General features: G+C 72.8%; 24 protein-coding genes and 1 tRNA gene. 6 read left to right on the top strand and 19 right to left on the bottom strand.

Annotated elements, in window-relative coordinates:
- Positions 1-125: 125 nt before the first annotated feature.
- From IG88_RS0117975 to IG88_RS0117965, 3 genes are all read left to right on the top strand, one after another.
- A complete protein-coding gene (locus tag IG88_RS0117975) occupies positions 126-1,331 on the top strand; it encodes a DNA polymerase III subunit delta' (protein WP_031041782.1) in 1,206 nt (401 codons plus the stop codon).
- Between the two features lie 200 nt (positions 1,332-1,531).
- Positions 1,532-3,151 (top strand): alpha/beta hydrolase, encoded by a 1,620-nt coding sequence (locus tag IG88_RS0117970; RefSeq protein ID WP_031041779.1) that lies wholly within the window; start codon positions 1,532-1,534, stop codon positions 3,149-3,151.
- Positions 3,152-3,266: 115 nt separating this feature from the next.
- Positions 3,267-3,343, top strand: a tRNA-Thr gene (locus tag IG88_RS0117965).
- A gap of 299 nt (positions 3,344-3,642) precedes the next feature.
- On the opposite strand, the gene IG88_RS0117960 is transcribed toward IG88_RS0117965, so the two are convergent.
- A complete protein-coding gene (locus IG88_RS0117960; protein ID WP_031041776.1) occupies positions 3,643-4,401 on the bottom strand; it encodes an SDR family NAD(P)-dependent oxidoreductase in 759 nt (252 codons plus the stop codon).
- A 147-nt stretch (positions 4,402-4,548) separates the two neighbouring features.
- Here IG88_RS0117960 and IG88_RS0117955 point away from each other — a divergent pair, with 147 nt between their 5' ends.
- Entirely contained in the window at positions 4,549-5,184 is a 636-nt protein-coding gene (locus IG88_RS0117955) for a TetR/AcrR family transcriptional regulator (protein WP_031041774.1), read from the top strand.
- Between the two features lie 553 nt (positions 5,185-5,737).
- Here the strand turns inward: IG88_RS0117955 and IG88_RS0117950 are convergent.
- The 15 genes from IG88_RS0117950 to lxmK form a co-directional block, all read right to left on the bottom strand.
- Entirely contained in the window at positions 5,738-7,546 is a 1,809-nt protein-coding gene (locus tag IG88_RS0117950; protein ID WP_051851946.1) for an ABC transporter ATP-binding protein, read from the bottom strand.
- A gap of 90 nt (positions 7,547-7,636) precedes the next feature.
- Positions 7,637-7,834, bottom strand: a complete 198-nt coding sequence (locus IG88_RS0117945) for an LxmA leader domain family RiPP (RefSeq protein ID WP_031041768.1) — start codon at positions 7,832-7,834, stop codon at positions 7,637-7,639.
- A gap of 296 nt (positions 7,835-8,130) precedes the next feature.
- Positions 8,131-9,435, bottom strand: coding sequence for a M16 family metallopeptidase (locus IG88_RS0117940; RefSeq protein ID WP_031041764.1), 1,305 nt, complete (start codon positions 9,433-9,435; stop codon positions 8,131-8,133).
- Positions 9,432-10,703 carry a M16 family metallopeptidase gene (locus IG88_RS0117935; RefSeq protein ID WP_031041761.1) on the bottom strand — a complete coding sequence of 424 codons (1,272 nt, stop codon included), beginning with the start codon at positions 10,701-10,703 and terminating at the stop codon, positions 9,432-9,434. The genes IG88_RS0117940 and IG88_RS0117935 overlap by 4 nt, the downstream gene beginning before the upstream one ends.
- A 91-nt stretch (positions 10,704-10,794) precedes the next feature.
- A complete protein-coding gene (locus tag IG88_RS0117930; RefSeq protein ID WP_031041759.1) occupies positions 10,795-10,992 on the bottom strand; it encodes an LxmA leader domain family RiPP in 198 nt (65 codons plus the stop codon).
- A gap of 345 nt (positions 10,993-11,337) precedes the next feature.
- Entirely contained in the window at positions 11,338-11,604 is a 267-nt protein-coding gene (locus tag IG88_RS0117925) for a hypothetical protein (protein WP_031041758.1), read from the bottom strand.
- 38 nt (positions 11,605-11,642) lie between these two features.
- A complete protein-coding gene (locus IG88_RS0117920) occupies positions 11,643-12,386 on the bottom strand; it encodes a class I SAM-dependent methyltransferase (RefSeq protein WP_107452212.1) in 744 nt (247 codons plus the stop codon).
- Entirely contained in the window at positions 12,383-13,414 is a 1,032-nt protein-coding gene (locus IG88_RS0117915; RefSeq protein ID WP_031041755.1) for a hypothetical protein, read from the bottom strand. Before IG88_RS0117915 ends, IG88_RS0117920 begins: the two co-directional genes overlap by 4 nt.
- Positions 13,411-14,037, bottom strand: a complete 627-nt coding sequence (locus IG88_RS0117910; protein WP_037836112.1) for a flavoprotein — start codon at positions 14,035-14,037, stop codon at positions 13,411-13,413. Before IG88_RS0117910 ends, IG88_RS0117915 begins: the two co-directional genes overlap by 4 nt.
- On the bottom strand, positions 14,030-15,013 hold the full coding sequence (locus IG88_RS0117905) for an LLM class flavin-dependent oxidoreductase (RefSeq protein ID WP_031041753.1): 984 nt from the start codon (positions 15,011-15,013) through the stop codon (positions 14,030-14,032). The genes IG88_RS0117910 and IG88_RS0117905 overlap by 8 nt, the downstream gene beginning before the upstream one ends.
- Positions 15,010-15,870: an ABC transporter permease gene (locus IG88_RS0117900; RefSeq protein ID WP_037836127.1), complete on the bottom strand. Its 861-nt coding sequence runs from the start codon at positions 15,868-15,870 to the stop codon at positions 15,010-15,012. The genes IG88_RS0117905 and IG88_RS0117900 overlap by 4 nt, the downstream gene beginning before the upstream one ends.
- Before the next feature lie 14 nt (positions 15,871-15,884).
- A complete protein-coding gene (locus tag IG88_RS0117895) occupies positions 15,885-16,760 on the bottom strand; it encodes an ABC transporter ATP-binding protein (protein ID WP_051851945.1) in 876 nt (291 codons plus the stop codon).
- A gap of 90 nt (positions 16,761-16,850) precedes the next feature.
- The gene (locus IG88_RS0117890) at positions 16,851-17,189 is read right to left on the bottom strand and encodes a helix-turn-helix domain-containing protein (protein ID WP_031041737.1); all 339 of its coding nucleotides are present in this window, start codon (positions 17,187-17,189) and stop codon (positions 16,851-16,853) included.
- Positions 17,190-17,192: 3 nt separating this feature from the next.
- Positions 17,193-18,245, bottom strand: a complete 1,053-nt coding sequence (locus IG88_RS0117885; protein WP_051851944.1) for a T3SS effector HopA1 family protein — start codon at positions 18,243-18,245, stop codon at positions 17,193-17,195.
- On the bottom strand, positions 18,242-19,369 hold the full coding sequence (gene lxmK / locus IG88_RS0117880) for a class V lanthionine synthetase subunit LxmK (RefSeq protein ID WP_031041732.1): 1,128 nt from the start codon (positions 19,367-19,369) through the stop codon (positions 18,242-18,244). The genes IG88_RS0117885 and lxmK overlap by 4 nt, the downstream gene beginning before the upstream one ends.
- 317 nt (positions 19,370-19,686) lie before the next feature.
- Between lxmK and IG88_RS0117875 the strand changes: the two genes are divergently transcribed.
- Entirely contained in the window at positions 19,687-20,502 is an 816-nt protein-coding gene (locus IG88_RS0117875; protein WP_158853971.1) for a response regulator transcription factor, read from the top strand.
- A 444-nt stretch (positions 20,503-20,946) separates the two neighbouring features.
- Here IG88_RS0117875 and IG88_RS0117870 read toward each other — a convergent pair whose 3' ends face one another.
- Positions 20,947-22,638, bottom strand: a complete 1,692-nt coding sequence (locus IG88_RS0117870) for a bifunctional 3'-5' exonuclease/DNA polymerase (RefSeq protein ID WP_031041727.1) — start codon at positions 22,636-22,638, stop codon at positions 20,947-20,949.
- A gap of 50 nt (positions 22,639-22,688) precedes the next feature.
- A complete protein-coding gene (locus IG88_RS0117865; RefSeq protein ID WP_031041726.1) occupies positions 22,689-23,513 on the bottom strand; it encodes a Clp protease N-terminal domain-containing protein in 825 nt (274 codons plus the stop codon).
- 86 nt (positions 23,514-23,599) lie between these two features.
- Here IG88_RS0117865 and IG88_RS0117860 point away from each other — a divergent pair, with 86 nt between their 5' ends.
- Positions 23,600-24,748 (top strand): DUF2786 domain-containing protein, encoded by a 1,149-nt coding sequence (locus IG88_RS0117860; protein WP_031041718.1) that lies wholly within the window; start codon positions 23,600-23,602, stop codon positions 24,746-24,748.
- Between the two features lie 15 nt (positions 24,749-24,763).
- Here IG88_RS0117860 and IG88_RS0117855 read toward each other — a convergent pair whose 3' ends face one another.
- The gene (locus IG88_RS0117855) at positions 24,764-25,375 is read right to left on the bottom strand and encodes a hypothetical protein (RefSeq protein WP_078861525.1); all 612 of its coding nucleotides are present in this window, start codon (positions 25,373-25,375) and stop codon (positions 24,764-24,766) included.
- Positions 25,376-25,407 lie beyond the last annotated feature (32 nt).

The following is a 25,407-nucleotide window of genomic DNA, read 5'->3' as shown; positions in this document are numbered from 1 at the left end:
GTCCGGGGCCCCGCGCCCCGGGCGCCCCGCCGCGTTGTCAGTGCCGCCCCGCACAATGGAGGGCGTGCCGCGGATCAGCGCGGCGCCCAGTGGGCGACCGGTGTGACGGAAGGACGGCGTGACCCATGACCGTGTGGGACGACCTCGTCGGGCAGGAGAAGGTGTGCGAGCCGCTCGCCGCCGCTGCCCGGGACGCCGACGCCTTCGTCACCGCCGCCGCGTCCGACAGTCCGCTCCCGCAGTCGACGAGCATGACGCACGCCTGGCTGTTCACGGGGCCGCCCGGCTCCGGCGTGGCCCAGACGGCACGGGCCTTCGCCGCCGCCCTGCAGTGCGTCAGCCCCGACCGCGCCCTCGGCGGCGTCCCCGGCTGCGGCTTCTGCGACGGATGCCACACGGCGTTGGTCGGTACCCACGCGGACGTCAGCACGGTGGTGGCCATGGGCGCCGAGATCCGCGCCAAGGACATGCGGGACACCGTCCGCAAGTCGTTCACCTCACCCGCGAACGGCCGCTGGCAGGTCATCCTCGTCGAGGAGGCCGAGCGGCTCAACGAGAAGTCGGCCAACGCCGTCCTGAAAGCCGTGGAGGAACCGGCCCCGCGCACGGTCTGGCTGCTGTGCGCCCCCTCCGTCGAGGACGTCCTGCCCACGATCCGCTCCCGCTGCCGCCACCTGAACCTGCGCACCCCGTCGGTCCAGGCCGTCGCCGACATGCTCGTACGGCGCGAGGGCGTCGAGCCCGACGTCGCCGCCGCGGCGGCCCGCGCCACCCAGGGCCACATCGACCGTGCCCGCCGCCTGGCCACGGACCGCTCGGCGCGGGCCCGCAGGGAGGCCGTGCTGAAGCTGCCGCTGCGGGTCGAGGACGTCGGCGGGGCCCTCAGGGCGGCCCAGGAGCTGGTCGACGCGGCCGCGGAGGACGCCAAGCAGCTCGCCGAGGAGATGGACACCAAGGAGACCGAGGAGCTGAAGGCGGCGCTGGGCGCGGCCCAGGGCGGTCGGCTCCCCCGCGGCACGGCAGGCGTGATCAAGGAGCTGGAGGCCGACCAGAAACGCCGCAAGGCGCGCACCCAGCGCAACAGCCTCGATCTCGCCCTGAGCGAGCTCACCGGCTTCTACCGCGACGTCCTCGCCCTCCAGCTCGGCTCCCGCGTGGCGATCGCCAACGCCGACGCGGAGGACGCGCTGGAGCGGCTCGCCCGCGGCAGCACCCCCGAGTCCACGCTGCGCCGCATCGAGGCGATCGCGGCCTGCGGCGAGGCCCTCGACAGCAACGTGCCGCCGCTGCTCGCGGTGGAGGCGATGACGATGGCCCTCAGAGCGGGCTGAGCGCGCCTTCCCGGCCCGTCCCCGTCCGGCAGCGGCCAGCGGTCGTCACCGGCCGTTGGCGACCGGCCGTTGACGCCTGCCCTTTGGCGCCGCTCTTTGACACCGTCCGCCGGCACTGGATGTTGACGCCGTACCCCGTACGAGCCACGCGGCGCATCACGCACCGCGATGGTGCGGTCGCCGAGCGTTACGCTCGACGGATGCACACAAGGCGCACTCATCGCAGGACCCGCACCGGCAGCACCCGTTTCCGAGCCGCGCTGTTCGTCACCGCGTTGCTCGCCACCGCCTGCTCGGCCCAGGGCGCGTCGACGTCCGCCGGGTCCCCCGCGGCCGGGTCGGCCGGCTCCACGGAGGCGGCGACGGCGACGCTGGCCGCGCTGCCGAAGGCCACGCCCTCCGCGCTGGCCCCGTACTACGAGCAGAAGCTCGCCTGGCGCGACTGCGGCGTCCCCGGCTTCCAGTGCGCCACCATGAAGGCACCGCTCGACTACGCCAAGCCCACCGAGGGCGACGTCCGGCTGGCGGTGGCCCGCAAGAAGGCCACGGGGCCCGGCAAGCGGCTCGGCTCACTGCTGGTCAACCCCGGCGGACCGGGCGGCTCGGCGATCGGCTACCTCCAGCAGTACGCGGGCGTCGGCTACCCGGCCAAGGTCCGCGCCCAGTACGACATGGTGGCCGTCGACCCCCGGGGCGTGGCCCGCAGCGAGCCCGTCGAATGCCTCGACGGCCGCGAGATGGACGCCTTCACGCAGACCGACACCACGCCCGACGACGCGGGCGAGACGGACGCGCTGGTCGACGCGTACAAGAAGTTCGCCGAGGGCTGCGGGGCCGACGCGCCGAAGCTGCTGCGCCACGTCTCGACGGTCGAGGCGGCGCGCGACATGGACGTCCTGCGCACGGTACTCGGCGACGACAGGCTGAACTACGTGGGGGCGTCGTACGGCACGTTCCTGGGCGCCACCTACGCCGGGCTGTTCCCGGACCGGACGGGCCGGCTGGTCCTGGACGGCGCGATGGACCCCACCCTGCCCGCGCGCCGCATGAACCTGGAGCAGACGGCGGGCTTCGAGACGGCGTTCCAGTCCTTCGCGAAGGACTGCGTGAAGCGGTCGGACTGCCCCCTCGGCGGCAAGGGCACCACCCCGGAACAGGTCGGCAAGAACCTCAAGTCCTTCTTCGGCGACCTGGACGCCAAGCCGATCCCCGCCGGCGACGCCGACGGCCGCAGGCTCACCGAGTCCCTCGCCACCACCGGCGTGATCGCGGCCATGTACGACGAGGGCGCCTGGCAGCAACTGCGGGAGTCCCTCACCTCGGCGATCAAGGAGAAGGACGGCGCGGGCCTGCTGATCCTCTCCGACAGCTACTACGAGCGCGGGGCCGACGGCGACTACAGCAACCTGATGTACGCCAACGCCGCCGTGAACTGCCTCGACCTCCCCGCCGCCTTCTCCTCCCCGGACGAGGTGCGCGACGCCCTCCCCGACTTCGAGAAGGCGTCCCCGGTCTTCGGCGAGGGCCTCGCCTGGGCCTCGCTGAACTGCGCGTACTGGCCGGTGAAGCCCACGGGGGAGCCGCACCGCATCAAGGCGGCCGGCGCCGCCCCGATCGTCGTGGTCGGCACCACCCGCGACCCGGCCACCCCCTACCGCTGGGCGGAGGCCCTGGCCGGCCAGCTCTCCTCCGGCCGCCTCCTCACCTACGAGGGCGACGGCCACACCGCCTACGGCCGCGGCAGCGCGTGCATCGACTCGGCGATCGACACCTACCTGCTGCGCGGCACCGCCCCGGGGAACGGCAAACGCTGCTCGTAGCCCCCGCCGGCCCGCGCCCCGCCCCGGAACCCACGCCTCCGGGGCGGGTTCGGAGCACCCCGGGAAACTGTGTAGACTAACCGTCGTTGCTGATCGCACCATGGGTGCACAGCGCGCCGCCTTAGCTCAGATGGCCAGAGCAACGCACTCGTAATGCGTAGGTCTCGGGTTCGAATCCCGAAGGCGGCTCCACTCGAAGCCCAGCCCGGACAATGTCCGTGCTGGGCTTTCGCGTCTCCGCGGCCGTGCGGACCGTCAACGCGCCAACGGCTGTACCGACGCTCCCGTCGGGGCCGGCCGCGGTGCGCTCGTGCCGGTGGAGTCTCTGACTGATGAGCAGGCCGAGGCGACGGGAAGTTCGCCAGGAGCCGACCCGGCCCTGAGCCGGAGCGGTTCTTCCAGTACGACGATGCGGAGTGGGCTCGGCGGTTCCGTACGTTCCTGCACGGGCGCGCCGTTGCCCGTGATCCGAAACAGACCCGCCAGGTCGGTCACAGGAGGGCGCCGCCGGAGACCTCGACGCGCTGGGCGGTCATCCAGCGCAGGCCGTCGGACGCCAGCGTGGCGATGGCGTCGCCGATCTCCTCGGGTTCGCCGACGCGGCCGAGCGCGGTCTGGCCGGCCAGACCCTGGCGCACACCGGCGTCATCCCGCATGGCGCCGCCGTTGAAGTCGGTGGCGGTCGGTCCCGGGGCGATGCTGTTGACCCGGACACCTCGGGGGCCGAGTTCTGCGGCCAGAGTCCGGCTCAGGGCCTCGACGGCGGCCTTTGAGGCGGAGTAGACCGAGGTCGCGGGGCTGGTGTGGCGAGTCAACGACGACGAGACGTTGATGACGCGGGCACCTTCCGCCAGCAGCGGCACAAGCGACTGGATGAGGAAGAACGTGCCCCGCACGTTCGTGCCGAACACCGTGTCGAAGTCATCGGTCGTGACGGCTTCCAGTGGGCCGAAGACACCCACTCCCGCGTTGTTGACCACGATGTCGAGCCGCGAAGCCCCCCAGCGCTCAAGCAGTCCGCTCAGCTCGGAAGTGAAGGCTCCGAAGGAGGAGACGTCGCTGATGTCGAGACGCACGACAGCGGCGGTCCCGCCCGCAGCGTGCACGTGCTGCGCCGTCTCCTCGGCCCCGGCCGCATCACCGCGATGAGTGACCACGACCCGCACCCCGCGCGCCGCCAGTGCAAGAGCCGTACTCCGGCCCAGGCCACGGTTCGCACCGGTCACCAAAGCGATCCTGCCTGCTGTCATCCGCTGCTCCCTCATCGCACGGCACCGGAGAGACATCGGGCACCGCCATCAGATGCGAGTCGATCGACTCGCCTTTCCGTTGCAGCGTAGGCAGGCCCAAAGAGGCGAGTCAAGTGACTCGCCTCGGGTCTGGGGCATACTGCAGGCATGGCAGCAGAGCTCTCCGCACACCACCGCCGTCTCGCGCAGCAAAAGCGTGAGGCGATCATCTCCGCGGCCACGGACCTCTTCCTGAACCACGGTTACGACGGCACGTCCCTCGCGCGCATTGCCGAAGGTGCGGCGGTCTCGAAGTCCACCTTGTTCAAACAGTTCCCGACCAAGGCGGCCCTCTTCGAGGCCATCGTCACCGAGTCGTGGCAGCGTGACGCCACCGAGTCCGTCGCGCGGCCCCAGGCCGGAGACCTGCGTTCCGGCCTGACCTCCATCGGCCACCGTTACGCCGACCTGATCGGCCGGCCCGGCATGACAGCCCTGTTCCGCATCGTCATCGCCGAGCTGCCTCGCTTCCCCGAACTGGGACGGATGCAGTTCCAGCTCGGCAAGCTGCCCTACTTCACCTCTGTCCAGCGCTACCTGGAGTCGGAGCACGAGGCCGGTAACGCCGACGTCCCGGACGCCGAGAGCGCCGCCAACCAGTTCCTCGGGATGATCGCCAACTACGTCCTGTGGCCCCGCATGCTGCTGACCGACTGGAACCCCACAGCCTCCGACATCCGCTACGCCGTGGAGCAAGCGGTAGAGACCACGCTCGCCCGCTATGCCTCCGATCGAGCAGCATGATCCGAAGCTGGGATTCGTACGCCGCCGCCCCAGCGCCGGAGGGGCCCGCGGAGACGCGACCGTGCGGGTCGTCCCTGTCGGTGAATGTTTGACGACAGGCGGCCGACGCGTCCACCCGTGCAGTCCGGGGTTCAAGGCGGCGCGAATCCCATCAGGTCCGAGATGCTCCGCCTGGGGCGCGGCGCTGGGCACATCCTCGACGTGCTCGACGTCCTCCACCGCGACCAGCTCGCGCTGCGCATCCGCGACGGCGCGTGCTCCGCGATGGACCTCGGCGCCCGCCACCCGCGCACCGGCGAGCTGCTGCCCGCCCTGAAGTTCACGGTGCAGACCCTCGCCACCGGTGAACTCCAGCACGACCTCCACCACACCGTCACCGAGGAGGACGCCCCGGCCCCGGAGCTGCCGGTCGCCCTCGACATGCCAGGCAAGGTCGCCGACTTCCTCCGCACCGCGGACCCTCAAGGCGCCCCCTCACCGGGACCGGTGGCCCGGCGTGCGGGAAGTCCCCAGGTCGGGAGAGGCACGACCTGGGGACTTCCGGTTTGGGGGGTCAGGCCGGGAGTGCGGCCGGGGCGGCGGGTTCTTCCGTCGCCCACTGCTGGCTCTCCACCAGGTCGCGGTAGTGGGCGTTCGTCTTGATCAGGTCCGCGTGGGTGCCGGTTCCGGCCACCGAGCCGTCCTTGAGGACCACGACGTGGTCGGAGTGCATCACCGTCGACATCCGGTGGGCCACCACCAGCACCGCCCGGTCGCGCGCGAGGGTGTCGATGACGTCGCGCAGCCGCAGCTCGTTCAGGGCGTCCAGTTGGGAGGTCGGCTCGTCCAGCAGGATGATGTCGGCGGGGCTGAGCAGCGCTCTCGCGAGGGCCAGGCGCTGGCGCTGGCCGCCGGAGAGGTCGGTGTCCCGGCCCAGCATGGTGTCCAGGCCGTCGGGCAGCGACCGGACGGTCTCGGCGAGGTCGACCGACTCCAGCGCGCTCATCAGCCAGTCGTCCCCGCCGCTGACGCTGTCCTCCTCGTCGGGTTCGAAGCCCAGCAGGAGGTTCTCCCGGATCGTCGCCTCCAGCAGGGTGAACGCCTGGTCCACGTACCCGAGGCGGGCGCGCAGGTGGGGCAGCGGCCACTGGGAGACCTCCCGGCCGAGCACGCTCAGCGTGCCGCCCGTCTCCTTCATGAACCCCTCGATGAGCCCGAGGAGGGTCGACTTGCCCGCGCCGGAGTGCCCCACGACGGCGGTCAGTCCGTGCCGGGGAACCCGGAAGCTGACCTCCTTCAGCACGGGCATGCCGTCGTAGGCGAAGGAGACCCGGTCGAACCGGACCGCGTCCGGCGAGTCGGCGGCGACGGGCTCGACGGCCTTCTCCCGACGCGGTGCCTCCGCCGGCTCGACGGGCACGGCCAGGAGTTCCTCGAAGCGTCCCTTGGCCGCCAGACCGGTCTGCAGCTTCCCGAACCCCATCACCATGATCGTCAGAGGACTGACGAGCTGCAGCAGGTAGAGCAGGAAGGCGATGAAGTCGGGCAGGGCGAGCGCGCCACCGGTGATCCGGGCGCTGCCCACGATCACGATGCTGGCGAGGGCGATCTCCTGGCCCAGGGACATGATGGGCAGGACGACCGACTGCAGACGGGAGGCGTGGAGCATCGTCCTCGTGATGCCCGCCGCGTCCTGGGTCAGCGACTCGGCCGTGCGGCGTTCCGCCCGGTACGCCTTCACCGTCAGCAGGGAGGTGAGGGCGGTGGTGAACCGCTGCGCTAGCCCGCCGGTCGCGATCTGGATGGCCTCGTAGCCCTTGCGGACGCGGCGCAGGACGTACCAGATGGCACAGCCGGCGAGGGCGAACGCGGCGAAGGTGATCAGGACGAGCACCCAGTCGATCATCGCCATGAGCACGATGGTCGCCAGCCCGGTGAGGACGGCGACCGGGATCTGCACGGCACCCGCGTCGACGACGGAGCGGAGCAGCATGGCGTCGGAGGTGATACGGGCGACCAGGTTGCCCGCGCCGGCCGCGCGCACGGTCTGGAGGGGCATCCGCAGGGTGTGTTCCATCACCCTGGCCCGCAACTGGAGGATGAACTGCTCGCCGGCGCGGGCCAGCAGGTAGCCCGAGAGGGAGGAGGCGAGTGCGCCGCTGAGGGCCAGCGGCACCATCCACAGCAGGATCCGCGTGATGCCCTCCTCGCGCGTCAGGGCCTCGATCAGCTCGCGCACCAGCAGGGGGATGGCCAGGGTGGAGGCCGCCGCGACGAGGCTCAGCAGGAGGGCGAAGAGGATCTGCGGGAGTTTGTCCCGCAGCAGGGCGCTGAGGATGTCCGGGCGCTGCCGGACGCTCCCAGCGGTGGGGCCGAGCCTCATGGCGTGTCCCTTCCAAAGGAGTCCGAGAGGGGGAGTGGAACCGCGGCCGGTGTTCCCGGTGCAAGGTGCCGGGAACACCGGCCGCGGAGATCAGCAGCCGCTGGAGATGGTGTAACCGGCGCTGAAGCTGGCGGCACCGCCGATGGAGAAGACGGCGCTCTCGACCGACACGATGGTGATCGTGGTGGTCGGGGTGATCGCGGGGGCCTCGGCGGAGGCGTCGGCGGCGATCTCGGCCGAGTCGGTGTAGGCGGTGTAACCGGCGATGAGCTGGTCGGTGTTGTTCATTTTTCCTCCGTGAAGAGAAGGTGATTAATCTGACGGGGTATTTCTCTCACGAGTCCCGCGCGGGCGACCACCTCGTTACTTTGCGGCAGGTGTGACTTCTACTGCGGGAACGGCGGGGCAATATTCTTTACTGGCTCACTTCGGACCGGCTGATGCTTGGATTCCGTTTGTGTCGCGTGATGTGCCGCCGGGGCGTGCGACGCGTGGGGAATGGCAGGAGCGGCAATGGACGGGAAAACCGGTGGCAGCACTTCGCGAGTGGTGCCACCGGTGGGACCGGCCGGGCGGCGGCTCCTTCAGACGGCGCGGAGGTCCGGGGTGCCGGCGGCCGCGGTCAGCACCACGCCGGAGAACGCCTCGACCGGGTAGTGGCGGGCGAGGACGCCGGTCACCTCGTGCGGTGTCACGGCCCGGAGCTGCTCGGGAAAGTCGTGCAGCCAGCCCGGGTCCAGCCCGCCCGCGAGCACGCCGGCCAGGGCGGAGGCGAGCCCGGCCTGCGACGTCTGGCCGATGTAGGTGACCCCGATCATGTACTCGCGGGCCGCGTCGATTTCATGGCCCGTGGGCGGTCGCAGAAGGAGCCCCTCGATCTCGTTCCGCAGGTTCGTCAGGGTTTTCCCGGCCTTTTCCGGTGCCGTGGCACAGGTGATGACGGCGGCCGGGTTGGCCAATATTTCATCGATGGTTGATTCGATCTGGTAGACGAGTCCGTCCCGTTCGCGCATCCGCTGCATGAGGCGCGAGGAGAAATAGCCTCCGAAGAGGCAGTTGCCGATGCTCAGTGCGGCGAAATCGGGGTCCGTGCGGGGCGGTACGGGGGCCGCCAGAGCGAATTGGGCCTGCACCACCCCTTTCCGCTCGCGTACGTCGATGCCCTGGTCCGACCACGGTGGCGGGAGTTCTCCGGCGGGTGCCCCGGTGTCTTCCCAGGACTCGAACGCCGCGGTGCTCGTGGCCAGCGCCCGGCCGGGGCCGCCCGGACCGACCACCACGAGGAACGCGTCCCGCGGGCGGGCCGTGGCCCGGTGCACCGCGGCGACCTGGTGCGGGGTGACGGCGGCGAGCGCATCGGGGGACGGCTGCCGGGCGTGGGGGGAGGAGGGGAAGCAGTGCGCGACCAGTTCCTCCTGGGCGCTACGGCCGAGGGGGGCGGGCGCGCGCCGCGTGCGCTCGGCGAGCCCGTGCGCGACGGCCGCGCAGGCCGCGGGGGTGTGGTGCGGGTCCGTGAGGATACCGGCGAACAGGCCGAGGCACTCGCGGAGCCGGTCGGCCGGGACCGAGGCGCTGAGGACGAGGTGGTCTCCCGCCCGGGCCGCGCCGATGACCGAGCCGTCGTGGGCCGGTGCCGCTCCGGCCGCGGACGTCCGACGGGCGATGCGCGCCGAGACCAGGGCGGTGAGGACGGCGGCGGCGGCCGGGTCCGTGGTGTGGGCCGGCAGGGGAAGGAACAGCCGTACCTCCGCGAGGTGGGTCGTGGCCGCGTGCACGGCGACGACCCGCAGTCCGTTGGGGAGCCGGGTGTCCAGATGCGGAGGCAGCGGGATCGGGGGATGCGGGGCCAGCGGCGGGATCCCGCCCGCGCGGGTGGCGGCGCCGCTCATACGCCGGCTCCCTGACGGGTGCGCAGGCACAGGACCGCGCGGGGGTGGGCGAGGAGGCGGCCGGCCGCCGCGGCCACGTCGTCGGCGCCCACCGCGTCGACGAGGGAGGGCAGACGGTCCACCAGACCCGGCTGTCCGTGCAGCAGCTCGAAGGCGCCCAGGTGCCGGGTCCGGGTGAGCAGGCTGTCGTAGCCGCGGGCCGTGGAGGCGCGCAACCGGGCCGCCGCGCTGGTGAGTTCGGCCGGACCGGGTCCCCGCCGGGCGAGGTCGCGCAGCACGTCGTCCGTCTCGGCGACCACGTCCTCGACGGCCGCCTGGGGGAAGTGGGTGACGACGAACTGGAAGGTGTCGGGGTCCCGGGCCTGCAGCGGTCCGAAGGAACCGCACCCCGAGCGCACGGCGGTGGCGAGCCGGGTCTCCGTCAGCAGTCTCCGGCTCAGCGCGCACTGGTCGGTTCCGGTGAGGAGCGTGGAGAGGACCATGAAGGCGACGTACGCGGGGAGTTCGGAGACCGGGTCGGGCATGCGGTGGCCGAGGGCGAGCGCGGGCAGCGGCGCGTTGGCGTCCTCGTACGTCCCCCGCAGGACGGTGCTCGGCAGCGGCTCGGCGAGGCTCGCGGCGGGAGCACCGGTCCCGGCCGGGATCGCGCCGAAGTACCGGACGACGAGGTCCTCGGCCCGGCGGTCGTCGAAGCCTCCGGAGACCGTCAGCACGGCGTTGTCCGGCAGGTAGTGCTCCCGGTGGAAGGCCACGCAGTCCGGCAGCGTCGCCCGGGCCAGGTCGCTCAGGTCGCCGTAGCCGTTGTGCGCGTTGGCGTACGAGGAGTAGAGGACACCGGGGAGGACGGTCCAGGGGAAGCCGCCGTAGGGGCGGTTGGTGACGTTGGTGAGGATCTCCTCGCCGACCACGCGGCGCTGGGTGTCCAGGGCGTGCTGCGTCAGGCGCAGTCCGGCCATGCGGTCCGCCTCGAGGAACAGCAGGCGCTCCAGGGCCGCGGCCGGGGCGATCTCGTAGAAGTCCGTGTAGTCCTGGTGGGTCGACCCGCCGGCCGTCCCCCCGGACCGCTGGACGTGGGAGAAGTGCTCACCCGCCGCCACCCGGGCGCTGCCCTGGAACATCAGGTGCTCGAAGAGGTGGGCGAACCCGCCCCGGTCCACGGGCTCGCTGCGGAACCCGACACCGTAGTGCACGGCCACGCCGACGACGGGAGCAGCGGCCCGGGCGTCGAGTACGACGCGCAACCCGTTGTCCAGTGTGAGCCGCCGCATGGTCGAGTACGTCTCCTCGGTGAGGGGTTCGGGCCGGCGCCCTGGAGGCAGGGCGCCGGCCCGGAGTTCCGGTTCGCGCGTGGCGGAAGGGTCAGCAGCCCTTGCCGACGGTCCAGCCGACGCTCAGGCTGATGCCGGCGCCGCACGCGTACGAGGACTCGGTGATGGAGACGGCGATCGAGAGGCTGACCGGGCTGATCTCCGGAGCGCCACCGTCGAGGGTCGCGGCGATCTCGTCGGCGGAGGTGTAGGTGGCGTAGCCGGCCATCAGGTTGTCGGAGGTGTTCATAATGATTCCTCTGGTGAGTGGGCTCCGGCGGGAGAATTCCGCCGTCGAGATATTTCTACACCGGTGCCGAGAGGGGGGCCAGGAAAAAATAATGATGGCTCATTGTTCCCGGCTCATAAATTGGGTCCGGGTGTCGCGGTGGGCGGTCGCACCTGGTCTTTTCGTTCCGGTGGTCCCCCGGCGGCCGAGAATCATTCTTGGGATGCTGGCTCGGAGAATTCGGGGAAGCGCCTTCCGGTTGCCGGAAAGCAGCGGCGCGGCCGAACCGGCTACCGGTTCGGCCGCGCCGCGTGCGGAGGGGGAGCCGGCGCCACCGGCCCCTCCCCAGCGCCGGAACTCGTCAACCTACGAGGGAAGTTCCTCCACGTACCGCTTCGCGAAGGCGAGCGACACGTAGGGGTAGTTCTCTCGGACCACCTTGATGGCGGACACGTTGCCCTTTTCCCGGCGGACCCTCTGGATCTTTTCCTCGTCGACCTGGGAGCGGAATCCCTCAAACGTTCCGTAGCGCTCCTTGAAGGCCTTCTTTCGCTTGTTCGCCGTGCGGTCGGTGGCTACTCCGAGCGCACCCGTCACGCCAAGGGCGACGGCTCCTGCGATTCCCTCGATCATGTCCCTCCTCAATCTTTTTCACTAGTGCCGGGCAGTGCTCAATTTACCCTCTCGTAGACAGAGATATGCCGCGGGCTGGCCGCCGTGTAGGGAGTCCGGCGCCAGTCGCTCCAGCGCTCCACGAGCTTCAGGCCGGCCAGTTCGGCCAGGGAGTCGATCTCGAACGGGAAGGCGTACCGGATCACGTGCTGGGTCGTCTGCGGCGGTCCGCCGTCCACGATGGTGTGGGTGGCGACCATGAGCTGCTGCGCGCGGTCGACCATCATCGTGTCGAGCATCAGCGAGCTCTCGCTCAGGTGACGCACCGACAGCTCCGGCTTGGTCATCACGTGGTACGGCGACGGGTCGAAGGCCTCCAGGACGAACCGGCCGCCCTCCGCGAGCTGCCCGGCGGCGCCGCGCAGGCAGTTCAACTGGGCCTCGCGGGTGACGGCCACGAAGAACGTGTTGAGGACGACGGTGACCAGGTCGAAGCCGCCGCCCATGTCGAGCCCGGGCTGGGTGAAGTCGCCCAGTTCCACCGTGACGGCGCCCTCGGGGTCCCGCTCGGTGAGCTTGGCGAGCATCGCCTCGGAGGCGTCGATGCCGTGCACCCGGTGCCCCTCCTCGGCCATCGGGAGCGCGATGCGCCCCGTGCCGACGCCCAGTTCCAGCACCTTGGACTCCGGCTTGACCAGGGAGGACAGGAAGGCCACGGCCGCCGTGGTGTCGAAACCGATGGGGTACATCTGTTCGTAGACGCTGGCCATCTTCTCGTCGTAGTGCGCGTTCTGCGAGATCACTGGTCCTCCGTTGGGTGGGTGGGGCCGGGCGCGGTCTGTCCGCCGGTCGCGGCCTCCAGGGCCGCGCGGGGGTGGTCGATCAGGTCTGCGAGCAGACCCAGGTAGAGCGACAACTGGTCGGTCCACTGCACGAACGCGGCGAAGTCGTGGGCGTGGGCCAGGATCCGCAGGACGGCGACCCGGGCCAGTGCGTCCGGGTCGGCCGCGGGCGTCTCCCGGCCCGCGGCGGCGCGATATCCGTGCAGCAGGGCGGCACCGGCCTTCGCGCAGTGGCGGGCGGTGTCCTCCGCCGCGCCGTCCGCGAAGTGCAGCAGCCGGAACTCGGCCAGCTCGCCGAGTGCCCAGCCCAGGTCGTAGCCGGCCGGGCCGCGGGCGAGTTCCTCGCCGGCCAGGACGTGGCAGCCCCTCCCGTCCCGCGTGGGCACCACGGAGCCGAGCGTCAGGCCGCCCAGCAGCAGGACCTGTGGCCCGGTCCGGGAGTTCAGCGACGAGCACCACCGCGCCGCCCGATCCAGCCGGGCCTCTCCCAGCCGCCCGCGCGCCAGGTCGCGCAGTCGCCCGGAGTGACCCGGCGCGGCGCGCCCCGCCAGCCAGTCGGCCAGCCGGCCGGAGCCGCGGGGGGCCGCCAGGGCGGCCGGGGCGGGAGCCCGGGTGTGCACCTCGCCGAGGAGCCGGCCGCAGTGGCCCAGCAGTTCGGGCAGCGCGTCCCACTGCCGGGGCGCGGCCTGCGGACCGGCCAGCACGTGGCCGAGGGAGTAGGGGGACTCGACGCGGTACCGCCGTTCGGCGACGGAGCCGCCGTCCGGTCCGGTCCCCTCCGTGCCGAGCACCAGCCGTGCTCCGGGCCGGGGGCCCGCGGCGGCGCCCAGCGCCGCTCGCACCGCGGGCGGGACGCCGGTGAAGCCCGGGTCGCGCGCGGCACCCGGGGAACGGATCCACAGGTGGTCCGGACCGTCCGCCAGGATGCGGGTGCTCAGGTAGCCGGTGGCGAACTCGGCGACCGTGACGGGAGCCGCTGCCCCGGTCACGTCCGGCCGCCCGGTTCCGCGGCCGCCATGGTGCCGCGCAGGGCCTCGGCCGCGGCGAAGACGGCGGGCAGGGGCGGGTTGATCGTCGCGTCCCAGCGTCCCGTCGTCGCACTCAGCCCCGGGACGGGAGGGACCACGGTGACGTGGGGCATCTCCCCGATCACGGACAGGGCCCTGCGGTAGGCCACCGACTCGGCGCCCCCCGGCGGCAGGGACGGCGCGAGTGCCACCGGCGCCCGCGTGCACTGCAGGGCCAGCAGCAGGGGACTGTCGGTCAGACCGGCGGCCAGGCGGGAGCAGAACCCCAGCGTCGCCGGGGTGACGACGAACGTGTCCGCCCACTCGGCGAGTTCGACGTGGGGTGCCTCGGCCGCCGGGTCCTCGGGCCAGCCGTCGACCATGACGTCCGTGCCGCTGAGGGAGGCCAGTGCCTGCCGGGTGACGAACCGCTCGGCGGAGCGCGTGACCAGCATCCGGACGCTCACCTCGGGGTAGTAGAGGCGGACCCAGTTCACCCAGAACGGGGTGTGCGCGGCGGTCAGCGCCCCGGTGGCCGCGTAGAGCAGGCGGCGGCCCGTGAACGCCGGCAGGTCCTGGGGCGCGGGGGCGGTCGTGTCAGTCATCGGCCCGGACCGCCTCCAGGATCTCCCGCAGGTCCTCCATCGCGGAGCGGGGACCCTCGGTGAGGTAGACCCCGCAGACGTTGATGACGACCTCGTCGACGCCCGCGTCGCGGTGGGCGCGCACCACCTTCGCGATGTCCCCGGCGCTGCCGTGGGCGAAGACCTGCGCGTCGAGCAGTGCTTCGGCGCCCTTGACCGGCTCCTTGGGGTCCGCGGCCAGTCCGCCGCGGCGCAGCATGTCGGTGTAGTGCGGCGAGCCCAGGTGGGGGCCGGCGGCGGCGAATACCAGCCGCCGCAGATTGCGCCCGGGCCGGTCGAGGGCGGCGTGCACGATGCTCGCCACGCGGGGGGTGCGGGGCCGTTCGGCCTCCTCGGCGCCCTTCGCGATGGCGGGCATGAGCTGTTCGCCGATGTACCAGTGCGGGGTGAGCCAGGTGATGGCCACGTCCGCGACCTGCCCGACGGTCTTGGCCATGCCGGGGCGCAGCACTCCCAGACCCACCTCCACGGGCGGGGCCGGCACGTGCATCATGGGGCAGCTCGACGTGAAGTACTCGCCGTCGTGGACGACGTGTTCGCTGTCCAGCAGCCTGCGGATCACGCCGACGTACTCGGTCATGGCACGCAGCGGCTTCGCGTACGGCTCTCCGAGGAACTGCTTCTGGGAACCGACGGCTCCCGGTCCGAACCCGGCGACGTACGGGGCCTGCGACAGGGTGCTGAGGGAACGGGCCTCCACCGCCGCCTGGTAGGGGTGGCGCAGGATCGAGAGCGCCACGCTGCTGCCGAGCGGGACGCCCGGGACCCGGGCCGCGAACGCGGCGAGCGCCAGGTGGGTCTCCACCCGCAGGGACTGCCCGAGCCAGAGGCGGCGCACGCCGGCGTCGCGGGCGAAGGTCCCGAACTCGACCATGGGGTCCAGCGCGTCCGGCTGGATGGGGAAGATCGCGGATATGTGCCGAAGGGGCCCGGTCATTGCGATGCCTCAGCTCTCTTGGGTCGGGTACCGGTCGCCCGGCGGGTCATGCGCTGCAGGATCCGGGGAGCGATCAGGAAGCCCGCGACCGCCCACACGGTGTTGATCAGGTAGACCTTGGGCAGTTCCCAGGCTCCGACGGTCTCGGAGCCGAGCGCCGCGTCGGGCAGGAGCGCCGCCCGCACTCCCTGCCCGGTCCACTTCAGGGGGAAGGCCTGCACGACGTCCTGGACCGCGGCCGGCAGGTTGGACAGGGGGAAGTAGAGGCCGGAGAAGACCATCAGGACGAGCAGCGGGATCATCAGGAACCCGAGTGCCTCCCGGGCGTTGGGCAGGATCGCGCCGAGGATCGCGCCGAACGGGACGACCGCAAGCAGCCCGAGGAGCGTGACCGACACCAGGATCAGCCAGTGCCGCGGGCCGGAGGGCAGGGAGGAGCCGACGAACAGCGCCCCTCCCGCCAGGGTCAGCACGCTGCCGCCGAGCGCCGTGACCGTGACGACGACGGTCTTCGCGACCAGGTAGACGCCGATCCCGTGGGGGACGGCCCGCATCCTCGCCAGGGTCCCGTCCTCGCGTTCCACCGCGAGGGTCTGGGTGAGGGTGAGGAGGCCGGCCTGGACCACCATGGTGGCGATGCCGCCGGCCACCATCAGGTCCGCCATCGGGACGGGGGAGCCGGGGATGTCCCCGTCGATCAGGGTGCCCAGGACGACGAAGAGCACCGGCGTGCTGAGCAGGCCGAACGCTTCCCGGGGGCTGCGCAGCAGGTGGAGCAGTTCGAGGAGGCCGCGCCGGACCCCGGCGGCGGCCGTGCGGCGCGGGGAGAAGGTCCGCGCGGTGGACTGGGTGCTCACGGACACGGTCACGGTCAGTCCCCCGTTCCCGTGATCATGCGCAGGTAGATGTCCTCCAGCGTGGGCCGCTGCACGACCAGGCCCGGGATCGGGCCCTCGTGCTTCTGGTGCAGCTCCCACACGTACTGGGAGGGGTCGGCGGTCCGTTCCTCCTGCTGCCTGCCGTCCTCGTCGACCCACCGGACGCTGGCCTCCGCGCGGGCGGAGGCCGCCAGTTCCGCGCTCGTGCCGAAGGCGGTGATCCTGCCGTCCACGAGGATCGCCGTGCGGTCCGAGAGGCGTTCGGCCTCGTGCAGGTCGTGGGTGGTGAGTACGAGCGTCATGCCGTCGTCCTTGAGTCGTTCGATGAGTTCGTGGAACTCCCGCCGGGCAACGGGGTCGAATCCGGCGGTCGGTTCGTCGAGGAAGAGCAGCTCGGGGTCCCCGATGATGCCGAGGGCCACGTCCAGCCGCCTGCGCTGGCCGCCGGAGAGGCGCTGGCAGGTCTGTTGCGCCTGGGAGGTGAGACCGAGGGTGTCGAGGGTCTCGGCCACGGAGCGCGGTGCCGGGTAGCAGGAGGCCACGTGTTCCAGCAGCTCCGCCACGCGCCAGCGTGCGTGGTCGCGCCAGGACTGCAGCACGATGCCCACCCGGGAGCGCCACTCCTGGCCGGCCCGCTGCGGGTCCTCGCCCAGGACCCGCACGTCGCCGGCGGTACGGGCCCGGAAACCCTCGAGCACCTCGATCGTGGTGGTCTTGCCCGCCCCGTTCGGTCCGAGCAGCCCCAGCACCTCACCGCGCCGGACGTTGAGGTCCACCCCGTGCAGCACGGTTCTGTCCCCGTAGCGCATGGTGAGTCCCCGTACTTCAATCGCCGGCGGGTCCGGTTCCGTCGGGCCGGGCATCGTCATGGTTCACCTGTCCTCTGTGCTGCTGCAGCCTGCGGGTGTACGTGCGGCGCGGAATCCCCAAGATCACGCAGAACCTCGAAACACTGATTCCTAGTTCCGTGCGAACTGCTTCGAGGTGCCGGAAGGGACATGCCGGGGGACTCCGACCCGTCGGCAGGCCATCAGCTCCACGTACGCCTCTCCCAGCGCCTGCTTGAGCCGGTCCACCTCCTTCCGCAGCGCCGCCTCGCGTTGGCCGGCGGGACTGGCCGGCGCGCGGCCGGCCAGCGCGACGCTGCCGCCCTCGACGAACTGGCGGCGCCAGTTGGCGATGGACTGCTCCGAGACCCGGGCCATGCGGGCCGCCTCGGACACCGAGTGCTCCTTGGACAGCACGGCGAGCACGAGGCGCGTCTTCTGCTCGGCGGGGAGCGCCGGCGGACGCGGCATCTCTCAGTCCTCCTTCCGGGAGTCGGCGTGGGGTCGTCCCAGGCTCCGGGCCGGGTGGGCGGGGTCCACACCCGCCTCCGCGAACGCGGCCGCCACGGCCGCGGCCGCCGACCGGTGCCGGGGGGCGGTCCGGTGCGAGGTCAGGCCCGCCGCGACCGCGGCCGCCCGGTGCTGCCCGAAGCTCATGGTCCTGCGGCCGGGCCGGTCGTCGTCGGGTTCCCAGGCGGCGGCGAAGCCGGCGGTGATCCGGTCGGCGAAGGGCGAGGTCTCCGCCCCGATCCCCGCAAGGCCGTCCACGGCCGCGCCGACGGTGTCCACGGCGTGCAGAGCCTCTTCGCCCAGGTAGACGACGAGCGCGTCCCGGCGGGGGTAGAGCAGCGGCGAGGAGCTGATCTTGGCCCGGTACGGAACCCCCGCCGCCTCCAGGGCCGTGAGCACCGCACGCCAGACGCCCGGGGCGTACGTCGCCGCCACGACGTGGACGTACAGCCGCAGCACCGAACCCCGGGACGGCCGGCCGCGGGAGCCGTCCACCAGGAAGAAGCCCGGTGAGAGCGCGGGGCGTGCCGACGCGATGCGCACCTGCGCGTAGACGGCTTCGGCGCTGCGGGCGGAACGTTCCGCCGCCTCGAGCAGGGAGGCGGCCGCGGGCGCCCCGTCCTGGTCCTGGACGGCGGCGTCTGCCTCAGCGGCGGGGATCCGGACCCGTACGCCGTCGATCTCCACCACCGGAGAGCCCTCGACGACTCCGTGCAGCCTGCCGCGGCAGGGCGTCGTGGGGTGCGGGGTGGCCTCGTGCAGCAGGGACTCCAGAGCCCTGTCGCGCAGACTCCGGGGCATCGGGGCGTCGTTGTGGGGGCGGCCGGCGTGCAGGTGGTCGTAGAGGGCGACGGAGAGCCGGTCGCGCAGCCGGACAGGGGTGTCCGCGGTGATCTCGCGGCCGTCGACGTCGGCGGACAGGCAGTCCGGCGCCACCCGTATCCGGGTGAGGGCCTCGGCGACACGGCCGTTGAGGCCGTCGACCGTGGCGGGGGCGTCCTTCAGCGAGGTGGTCATCCGGTCTCCTCAAGACCCAGGGCGGACACGAACGTCTCGGGGTTCAGCAGCGCGTTGCGTCCGATCCCCATCGCGGCGCGCGCGACCGCCGGGAGGGTGCTGGCGCGTGCCGCCGTCGCCATGGCGCGGTCGATCATGTGCCAGCCGGCGAAGGCCGTGGCCCGGACGGCGAGTTCGGCGTCGCCCGGCCGCACGGAGCGGTAGCCGGACCAGAAGGCGGAGATCAGGGGCCTGGCCCGGTCCAGTTCCCGCACTCCCCGGGCCACGATCTCCTCGTGCGTGGGATCGGCGGGGGACAGGTCCTCCTCGTCCCGTCCGGTCAGTCCGGTGACCGCGCGGTAGAGCCATTCCCCGGCCATGGCACCGACGTCGCGTGCCGCGTCGGCCAGCCGGAACTCCTCGCCGTCGGTCAGGTACAGGTCACCGTCCGACCGCAGGAACTGGTCGAAGCGCAGGTCGCAGTGGGCGGGCACGACCGGCGCCGTGTCCTCCGCGGCGCGCAGCCGTTCCGTGGCGCGGGCGAGCACCGGATCGCCGTGCAGGATCTGCCAGAGGCTGGTCTCGGCGAACGTGAGCCCCATGAAGCCCGCCAGGGGCAGCGCCCGCATGAGCCCGAGGCTGGGGAAGGGAAAGGGCGAACGGTCCACCGGGGGTTCGGCGCCGTCGGCGTCGAGGGAGTGCAGCGCCGCCGTGGCCCGGCCCGCCCTGCGAGCGAGGGCGGGATCGGCCTCGTCGTCCGAGACCAGCTCCGCGAACGTCCGGGTGTTGTCGAGGAGCCGGTACACCAGGACCCGGGAAGCGGTGTCGAAGCCGATGAGCTGAGGGCTCATCAGGTCCCGGGAGCCCTGTTCCTCGATCAGCGCGGCGAACGAGCGGGACCGGGCGAGCCGCAGGGCGGCGTCCTCGGGACCGCCGTCGAGTGACACCCGCTTGACGAACACCCCCACGCCGACGGTCGTGGTGCCGGCCCAGTTCTCGTTGCGTCCGAAGAGAGAGTCGACGTCGTCCGTGACCAGGCGGCCGACGCCGATCCTGGTGAGCACGTCGTTGACCTCGGGTGCCGCTTCGAGGTCAACAGGTGCAAATACGCTGCGCCGCGAGAGCACATGTCCCCCTGTTGTCATGGTCGTGTGCCGGACTCTGCCGACGTGTCGATCATGCGTGTCCGCGGTGCGCGGCGCATCGGCAGAACGGCCGGTTCCAGCCCCCTGACCAGGGGGCGCACCCCCGCCAAGTGGGGGTGGTGACGGGGTGGTTGGCTGCTTTTCGGGCAGTTTTGACACCGGAAATGATCACTTTGGGTGGCATGGGCAACGATCGCGGTTTCCGCCTTCCCTCAAGTAACCCTCAATCTTGGAGAAGGAGTGGGGACGTCTGGTGAACTCGGTCGCAGGATGTGCGAGAGTCACTGCAGTTCGTTACGCATCACGGGGGTGAGCGGATGATCCGCGTTCTAGTCGCGTACGAGGCGGCGATCGTGAGAGCGGGGCTGGGTGCCCTGCTGGGAGAGTCGGCGGACATTGATGTGATCGACGGTTGTGATCCGTCCGACGTCATCGACGTCACGGCGCGACGGCGTCCCGACGTCGTGGTGATGGGGGGTCGGGCGGGGCTCCGCACGACCCTGGCGAAACTCGCCGAGTTGCAGCGCCTGCCCACGCGTCCGGAGACCATTTTGCTGGCTCACGACTGGGAGGGGACGCCCTTGTCGGAAGCGCTGCTCAACGGGGCCGCGGGGGTGCTCAGCCCGGACGCGGACTCCCAGACCATTCAGGACACGATCCGGGTCGTGGCCGCGGGGAACCGGGTCCTCACCTCGGCCGCCACGCAGTCCCTGATCGACGAGGTGGGGCGCGAAGGGGTGCCGCGCGAGATCAGGGAGCGGGCGCGTGCCCTGACCCGGCGGGAGCGGGACGTGTGCACCATGCTCGCCGCCGGCCTCTCCAACGTCGAGATAGGCCGGTCGCTCCTGCTCAGCCCGGCGACGATAAAGGACCACATCAGCGCCATCTACTCCAAACTCGGCACGGGGAACCGGGTGTGCACCGCCGTGCTCGCCTACCGCCTGGGGCTGGGACAGACCGGCGGCGGCCTTCCCTACCGGCCCCGGGGACTGCCGAAGGAGGCGCTGATCTCCTCCTCGACACCGGACCGCAAGCGCCGTTCACGCGCGGACGGTGAGACGCCGCTGGGACGCGAGAACACCGCTGCGGGTCCGCGAGGCTCCTCCGGCGCGGTCCTCGGCGCGGGCGCCTGAATCACGCGCCCCCCGACGCCCTGACGCCCGGCACACGCCGGACGTCAGGGCGCGGCCCGCACGTGGGGTGTTCAGGGCGTGGCCCGCATGCCGGGTGTCAGGGCGTGGACCGTGCCGGGTGTCAGGGCGTGGATGCGCGTCGGGTGTGAGGGTGCGGTCCGCGTGCCGGGTGTCAGGGCGTGGATGCGCGTCGGGTGTCAGGGCGTGGATGCGCGTCGGGTGTCAGGGCGTGGCCCGCGTGCCGGGTGTCAGGGCGTGGACCGTGCGTCGGGCGTCAGGGTGCGGAACCGCGTGCCGGGTGTCAGGGCCGGACCGCGCGCCGGGTGTCAGGGCGTGGACGCACGTGGGGTGTCAGGGCGCGGACGCCCGTCGGACGCCAGGGCGTTGACGCGTGCCGGACGCCAGGGCGTTGACGCGTGCCGGACGGGCCCGCACCGCCGTCGGTCACTTCGCGTCCGCGTAGCACTCCACCACCGCCGTGGTGAACGGAAACCGCACCGGCGTCGGCCCGAACGTCAGCCGCCCCGCCAGCTCCGCCGCCTCCCGGATCGCCGCGACGACGGCGGCGGCCTCCTCCTCGGGACAGTGCACGATCACCTCGTCGTGCTGGAAGAAGACCAGCTCGGCCGCCATGTCCGCACAGGCCCGGCGCAGCGCGGCGAGCAGCAGCAGGGCCCAGTCGGCCGCGCTGCCCTGGACGACGAAGTTGCGGGCGAAGCGGCCCCGGGCGCGGGCGTCGGCGGACGCGTAGCCCGGCACCCACTCCTGCGGGCGGACCGCGGGGCCCGCGGGGTCGTCCTGCGGCAGGCCCGCCTCCTCCGTGCCGTCGGCCGCCGAGACCGCGGGCGGGCAGGTGCGGCCCAGCCAGGTGCGCACCAGCCGGCCCTCCTCGCCCGCGCGGGCCGCGTCGTCGACGTACGCCACCGCCCTCGGGAAGCGGCGTCTGAGCGTGGCGAGGTTCTTCAGGCCGTCGCCGGAGGTCTGGCCGTAGACGGCGCCGAGGACGGCGAGCTTGGCGTGGGCGCGGTCGCCGGAGAAGGCGCGGTCGGAGACGGACTGGTAGAGGTCGGTCTCCCGGCCGGCCACCTCCATCAGGCCGGGGTCGCGGGAGACCGCCGCGAGCACGCGCGGTTCCATCTGGTCGGCGTCGGCGACGACCAGCCGCCAGCCCGGGTCGGCGACCGCGGCCCGCCGGATCACCTTGGGGATCTGCAGCGCGCCCCCGCCGTTGGTCACCCAGCGTCCGGTGACGGTGCCGCCGGCCAGGAACTCGGGGCGGAAACGCCCGTCGCGCACCCAGTCCTGGAGCCAGGACCAGCCGTGGGCGACCCAGATGCGGTACAGCTTCTTGTACTCGAGCAGTGGTTTCACCGCCGGGTGGTCCACCGACTCCAGCTCCCAGCGGCGGGTGGAACCGACCTTCACGCCCGCCTGCGCGAACGCCTTGACCACGTCCGCCGGCAGGTCGGGCCGCACCCGTCGGCCGAACGCCGCCGACACCTCCCCGGCCAGCTCGGCCAGGCGGCGCGGCTCGCCCCCGCCCGCATACCGCTCGCCCAGCAGTCCGTGCAGCCCCTCGCGGTGCACGTCGGCCCGCCAGGGCAGCCCCGCGTGGTTCATCTCGGCGGCCACCAGCATCCCCGCGGACTCCGCCGCCGTCAGCAGCCGCATCCGCTCCGGGTGCGCGCAGCGCTCGTGCCGGCGCTGCTGCTCGGCGTAGACGGCGAGCAGGTCGTCGAGCGGGAGGTGTCCGGACTCGGGCTCGAACAGCGAGGACTGCGCGCCCGGCTCGGCGGAACGCTGCGGCGGGTCGGGCGGCACGGGCCCGCCGCGCAGCCGGGCCAGGGCGGCCGCGGCCGAGCGCGGCTCGCCGTACCGCCCCTCGTGGCCGAGCAGGAGGGTCTCGGCGGCCTCCACGTCGTAGCACCGCTCCACCCGCACGCCCGCGTCGAGCAGGTGCCGTGCGATCTCGGCGGTGGACCGCCACACCCAGCGCGTGACCTCCGGCCTGGCCCGTACGGCCTCGGCGGGGCCGGGCTCCCGACGCACCGGTCCGGCGGGCAGCCCGTCGGGGCCGAGGGGCGCGACGTCCACGCCACCGCCCTCGGCCACCGCGAGCGCCCACCTGCCGGCCATGTCGCGAGTGTCGCACCCGGGTCCGACAACGGCCCGGGGGCCGCCGGGGCTCAGGCTCCCGCGCCGCCCGGTGCGCCCTCCCCGGCCCGGCCGCCCGCCGTGCCGCCCGTGCCCTCCTCGCCCTGCGTGTCCTTCCCGCCCCCGGTGTCCTTCTCGGTCACCCCGATGAACTGCGCGATCGCCGCGGTGACGTGGCGCTCGACGGCCTCCTTGCCGATGCCGAGCCCGCTGAGCACGCCCTCTCCGTGCTCGTGCTCCAGCAGGGCGAGCAGGATGTGCTCGGTGCCGATGTAGCTGTGGCCCAGGCGCAGGGCCTCGCGGAAGGTGAGTTCGAGGACCTTCTTGGCGGCGGGGCCGTAGGGCACCAGCTCGGGGACCTCGGGGACGGCGGGCGGGAGGGCGGCGAGCGCCGCCTCGCGGACCGCGTCGAGGGTGACGCCCTGGGCGGCGATCGCCTTGGCGGACAGGCTCTCGTGCTGCGTGAGCAGCCCGAGCACGAGGTGCTCGGGCAGGCCCTCGGCGTTGCCGGCGGTCCTGGCCGCGTGGTGGGCGGCCAGCACGGCCTCGCGCGCGCGGGGCGTGTAGCGGCTGAAGCCCTGGCTCGCGTCCAGGTCGGTGGACTCCTTGGGCACGAAGCGCTTCTGCGCCGCCTGCCGGGTGACGCCCATGCTCTTGCCGATGTCCGTCCAGGACGCGCCCGAACGCCGGGCCTGGTCCACGAAGTGGCCGATGAGGTGGTCGGCCACCTCGCCGAGGTGCTCGCCGGCGATGACGGCGTCCTGGAGCTGTGCCAGGGGTTCCTGGTGCACCTTCTTGATCGCGGTGATGAGTTCGTCGAGGCGTACGGATGACGTGATGCTCGGGTCGGTCGTCATGTGTCAACCGTAGGTTGCGCCCCAGGTGCTGTCAACCGATGGTTGACAGTCGTCTTCCGCTGCGCGGGTCGTGGCACCATCGCCGGGTGAGTACGCCCCGCACCGTCGACCGCGCCTTCGAGGCCGCCCTGTACGACACCGCCGACGACGCCCTCGACACGGCCGCTTCGCTGCTCGCGGCCGACCCGGCGGCGGACACCGAACTCCTCGCGCGCGGCGAGGAGTTCGTGGCCACGGCCTGGCGGCGCGGCTGGCAGCCCGCCGACCTGGTGCGGATCGTGCGGCGCGAACTGGACGAGGTGCACGTACGGCTGGTGGCCGCGCTGATCCGCGCCCGGGCGCCGCACGACCGTCCGCGCGGACCGCGCTGGGCCGCCCAGCTCGACGCCGTGCCGGACGAGGCGGCGCCCCGCACCGACCGCTTCTCGCACGCCACGGCCGTACTGGAGCTGTACCGCCTGCTGCTGCGACTGCCCGCGCTGGAGCCGCTGGAGCCGCTGGAGCAGCCGGGCGCACCGCGCCGTGCGGTCCGGCCGGAGTCCCGTGCCCTCGCCCGCATCCGGGCGCTGCTGGCCAAGGCGGAGGCGACCGGGTACCCCGAGGAGGCGGAGGCGCTGAGTGCCAAGGCCCAGGAGCTGATGACCCGGCACAGCGTCGACGAGGCGCTGCTGGCCGCCGGCGCCCCGGCCCCCGACGCCCCGGGGGCCTGCCGGATCGGGGTGGAGCCGCCCTACGAGCAGGCCAAGGCGGTGCTGCTGGACGCGGTGGCCGACGCCAACCACTGCAGGGCCGTGTGGAACGAGCCCTTCGGCTTCTCCACCGTCGTCGGTTTCGAGGCCGACCTGGAGGCTGTCGAACTCCTCTACACCTCCCTGCTGGTGCAGGCCGAGGCCGCGATGACGAAGGCGGAGGCCGGCCAGCGGGCCGGCGGGCGCAAGCGCACCAAGACCTTCCGGCAGTCGTTCCTCGCCGCCTACGCCCACCGCGCGGGCACCCGGCTGCGGGCCGCGGCCGAGGCGGCCACCTCCGCCTCCGCCACCACGGGCGCGGCGGCGGAGGCGGACCTCCTGCCCGTACTCGCCTCCCGCGAGGCCGCGGTCGCCGACCGCGCGGAGCGCATGTTCCCGCAGACGACCACGACCCGGCTGCGCGGCGGCGCCGACGCGGCCGGGTGGACCGAGGGCACCCGCGCGGCCGACGCGGCCCGGGTCGGCCGCCGCAAGCCGCTGGGGTAGCGCCCGGTCGTCCGCTCAGGAACCGAGGCCGGCCGTCGGCAGGCCCGGCGGCAGGGAACCGCCCTCGGACCGCTGGTACGTCTCCTCGCCGAGGCCGCCCTCCCAGACCACCGTGAGCGAGGTCGCGCCGACCGCCCCGACCTTGCCGACCGTCCGCTCGTCGCTGCCGCCGGTGCAGGTGAGGCGGATGGTGCGGGTGCCGGAGGTTCCGGCCGTCGTGCCGCTGCACACGGTCCCGCCGGTGGCGAAGAGGGCCGCCTTGCCGCCGTTGACCATCAGCGCGACGGCCTGGCCGTCCCTGGTCGCCAGCCAGCTTCCCTCCAGGTCGCCGGCGGTCCCCGACGACGGCGTCCCGCCCGCGTCGCCGTCCTGACCCGGGCTCGCGGACGCGCCGGGTGCCGTGGCGGAGGCGGCGGCGCCCCCCGGTCCGTCGTCGCCGGAGTCGCCGGAGTCGCCGCCGTCCGAGCACGCGGTCAGCGCCAGGGCCAGCGCCAGCCCCAGGGCCGGCGCGGCCCCCCGCGCGTACCGCCGCCTTCGCCCCCGGGGCCGCCGGGGCGGGGCTCCCGCGCCGGACGTGCTCGCCGTGTTCGCCGTGCTCGCCGTTCTCCGCGCGGTCACCCAGGTCACCGGAAGCTCCAAGCTGTAGCCGGACGGCCGGT

Origin of the sequence: Streptomyces sp. NRRL F-5650, assembly GCF_000721365.1 — a bacterium.
Lineage (GTDB): Bacteria > Actinomycetota > Actinomycetes > Streptomycetales > Streptomycetaceae > Streptomyces > Streptomyces ardesiacus.
This window is presented reverse-complemented; position numbering and strand designations above follow the sequence as displayed.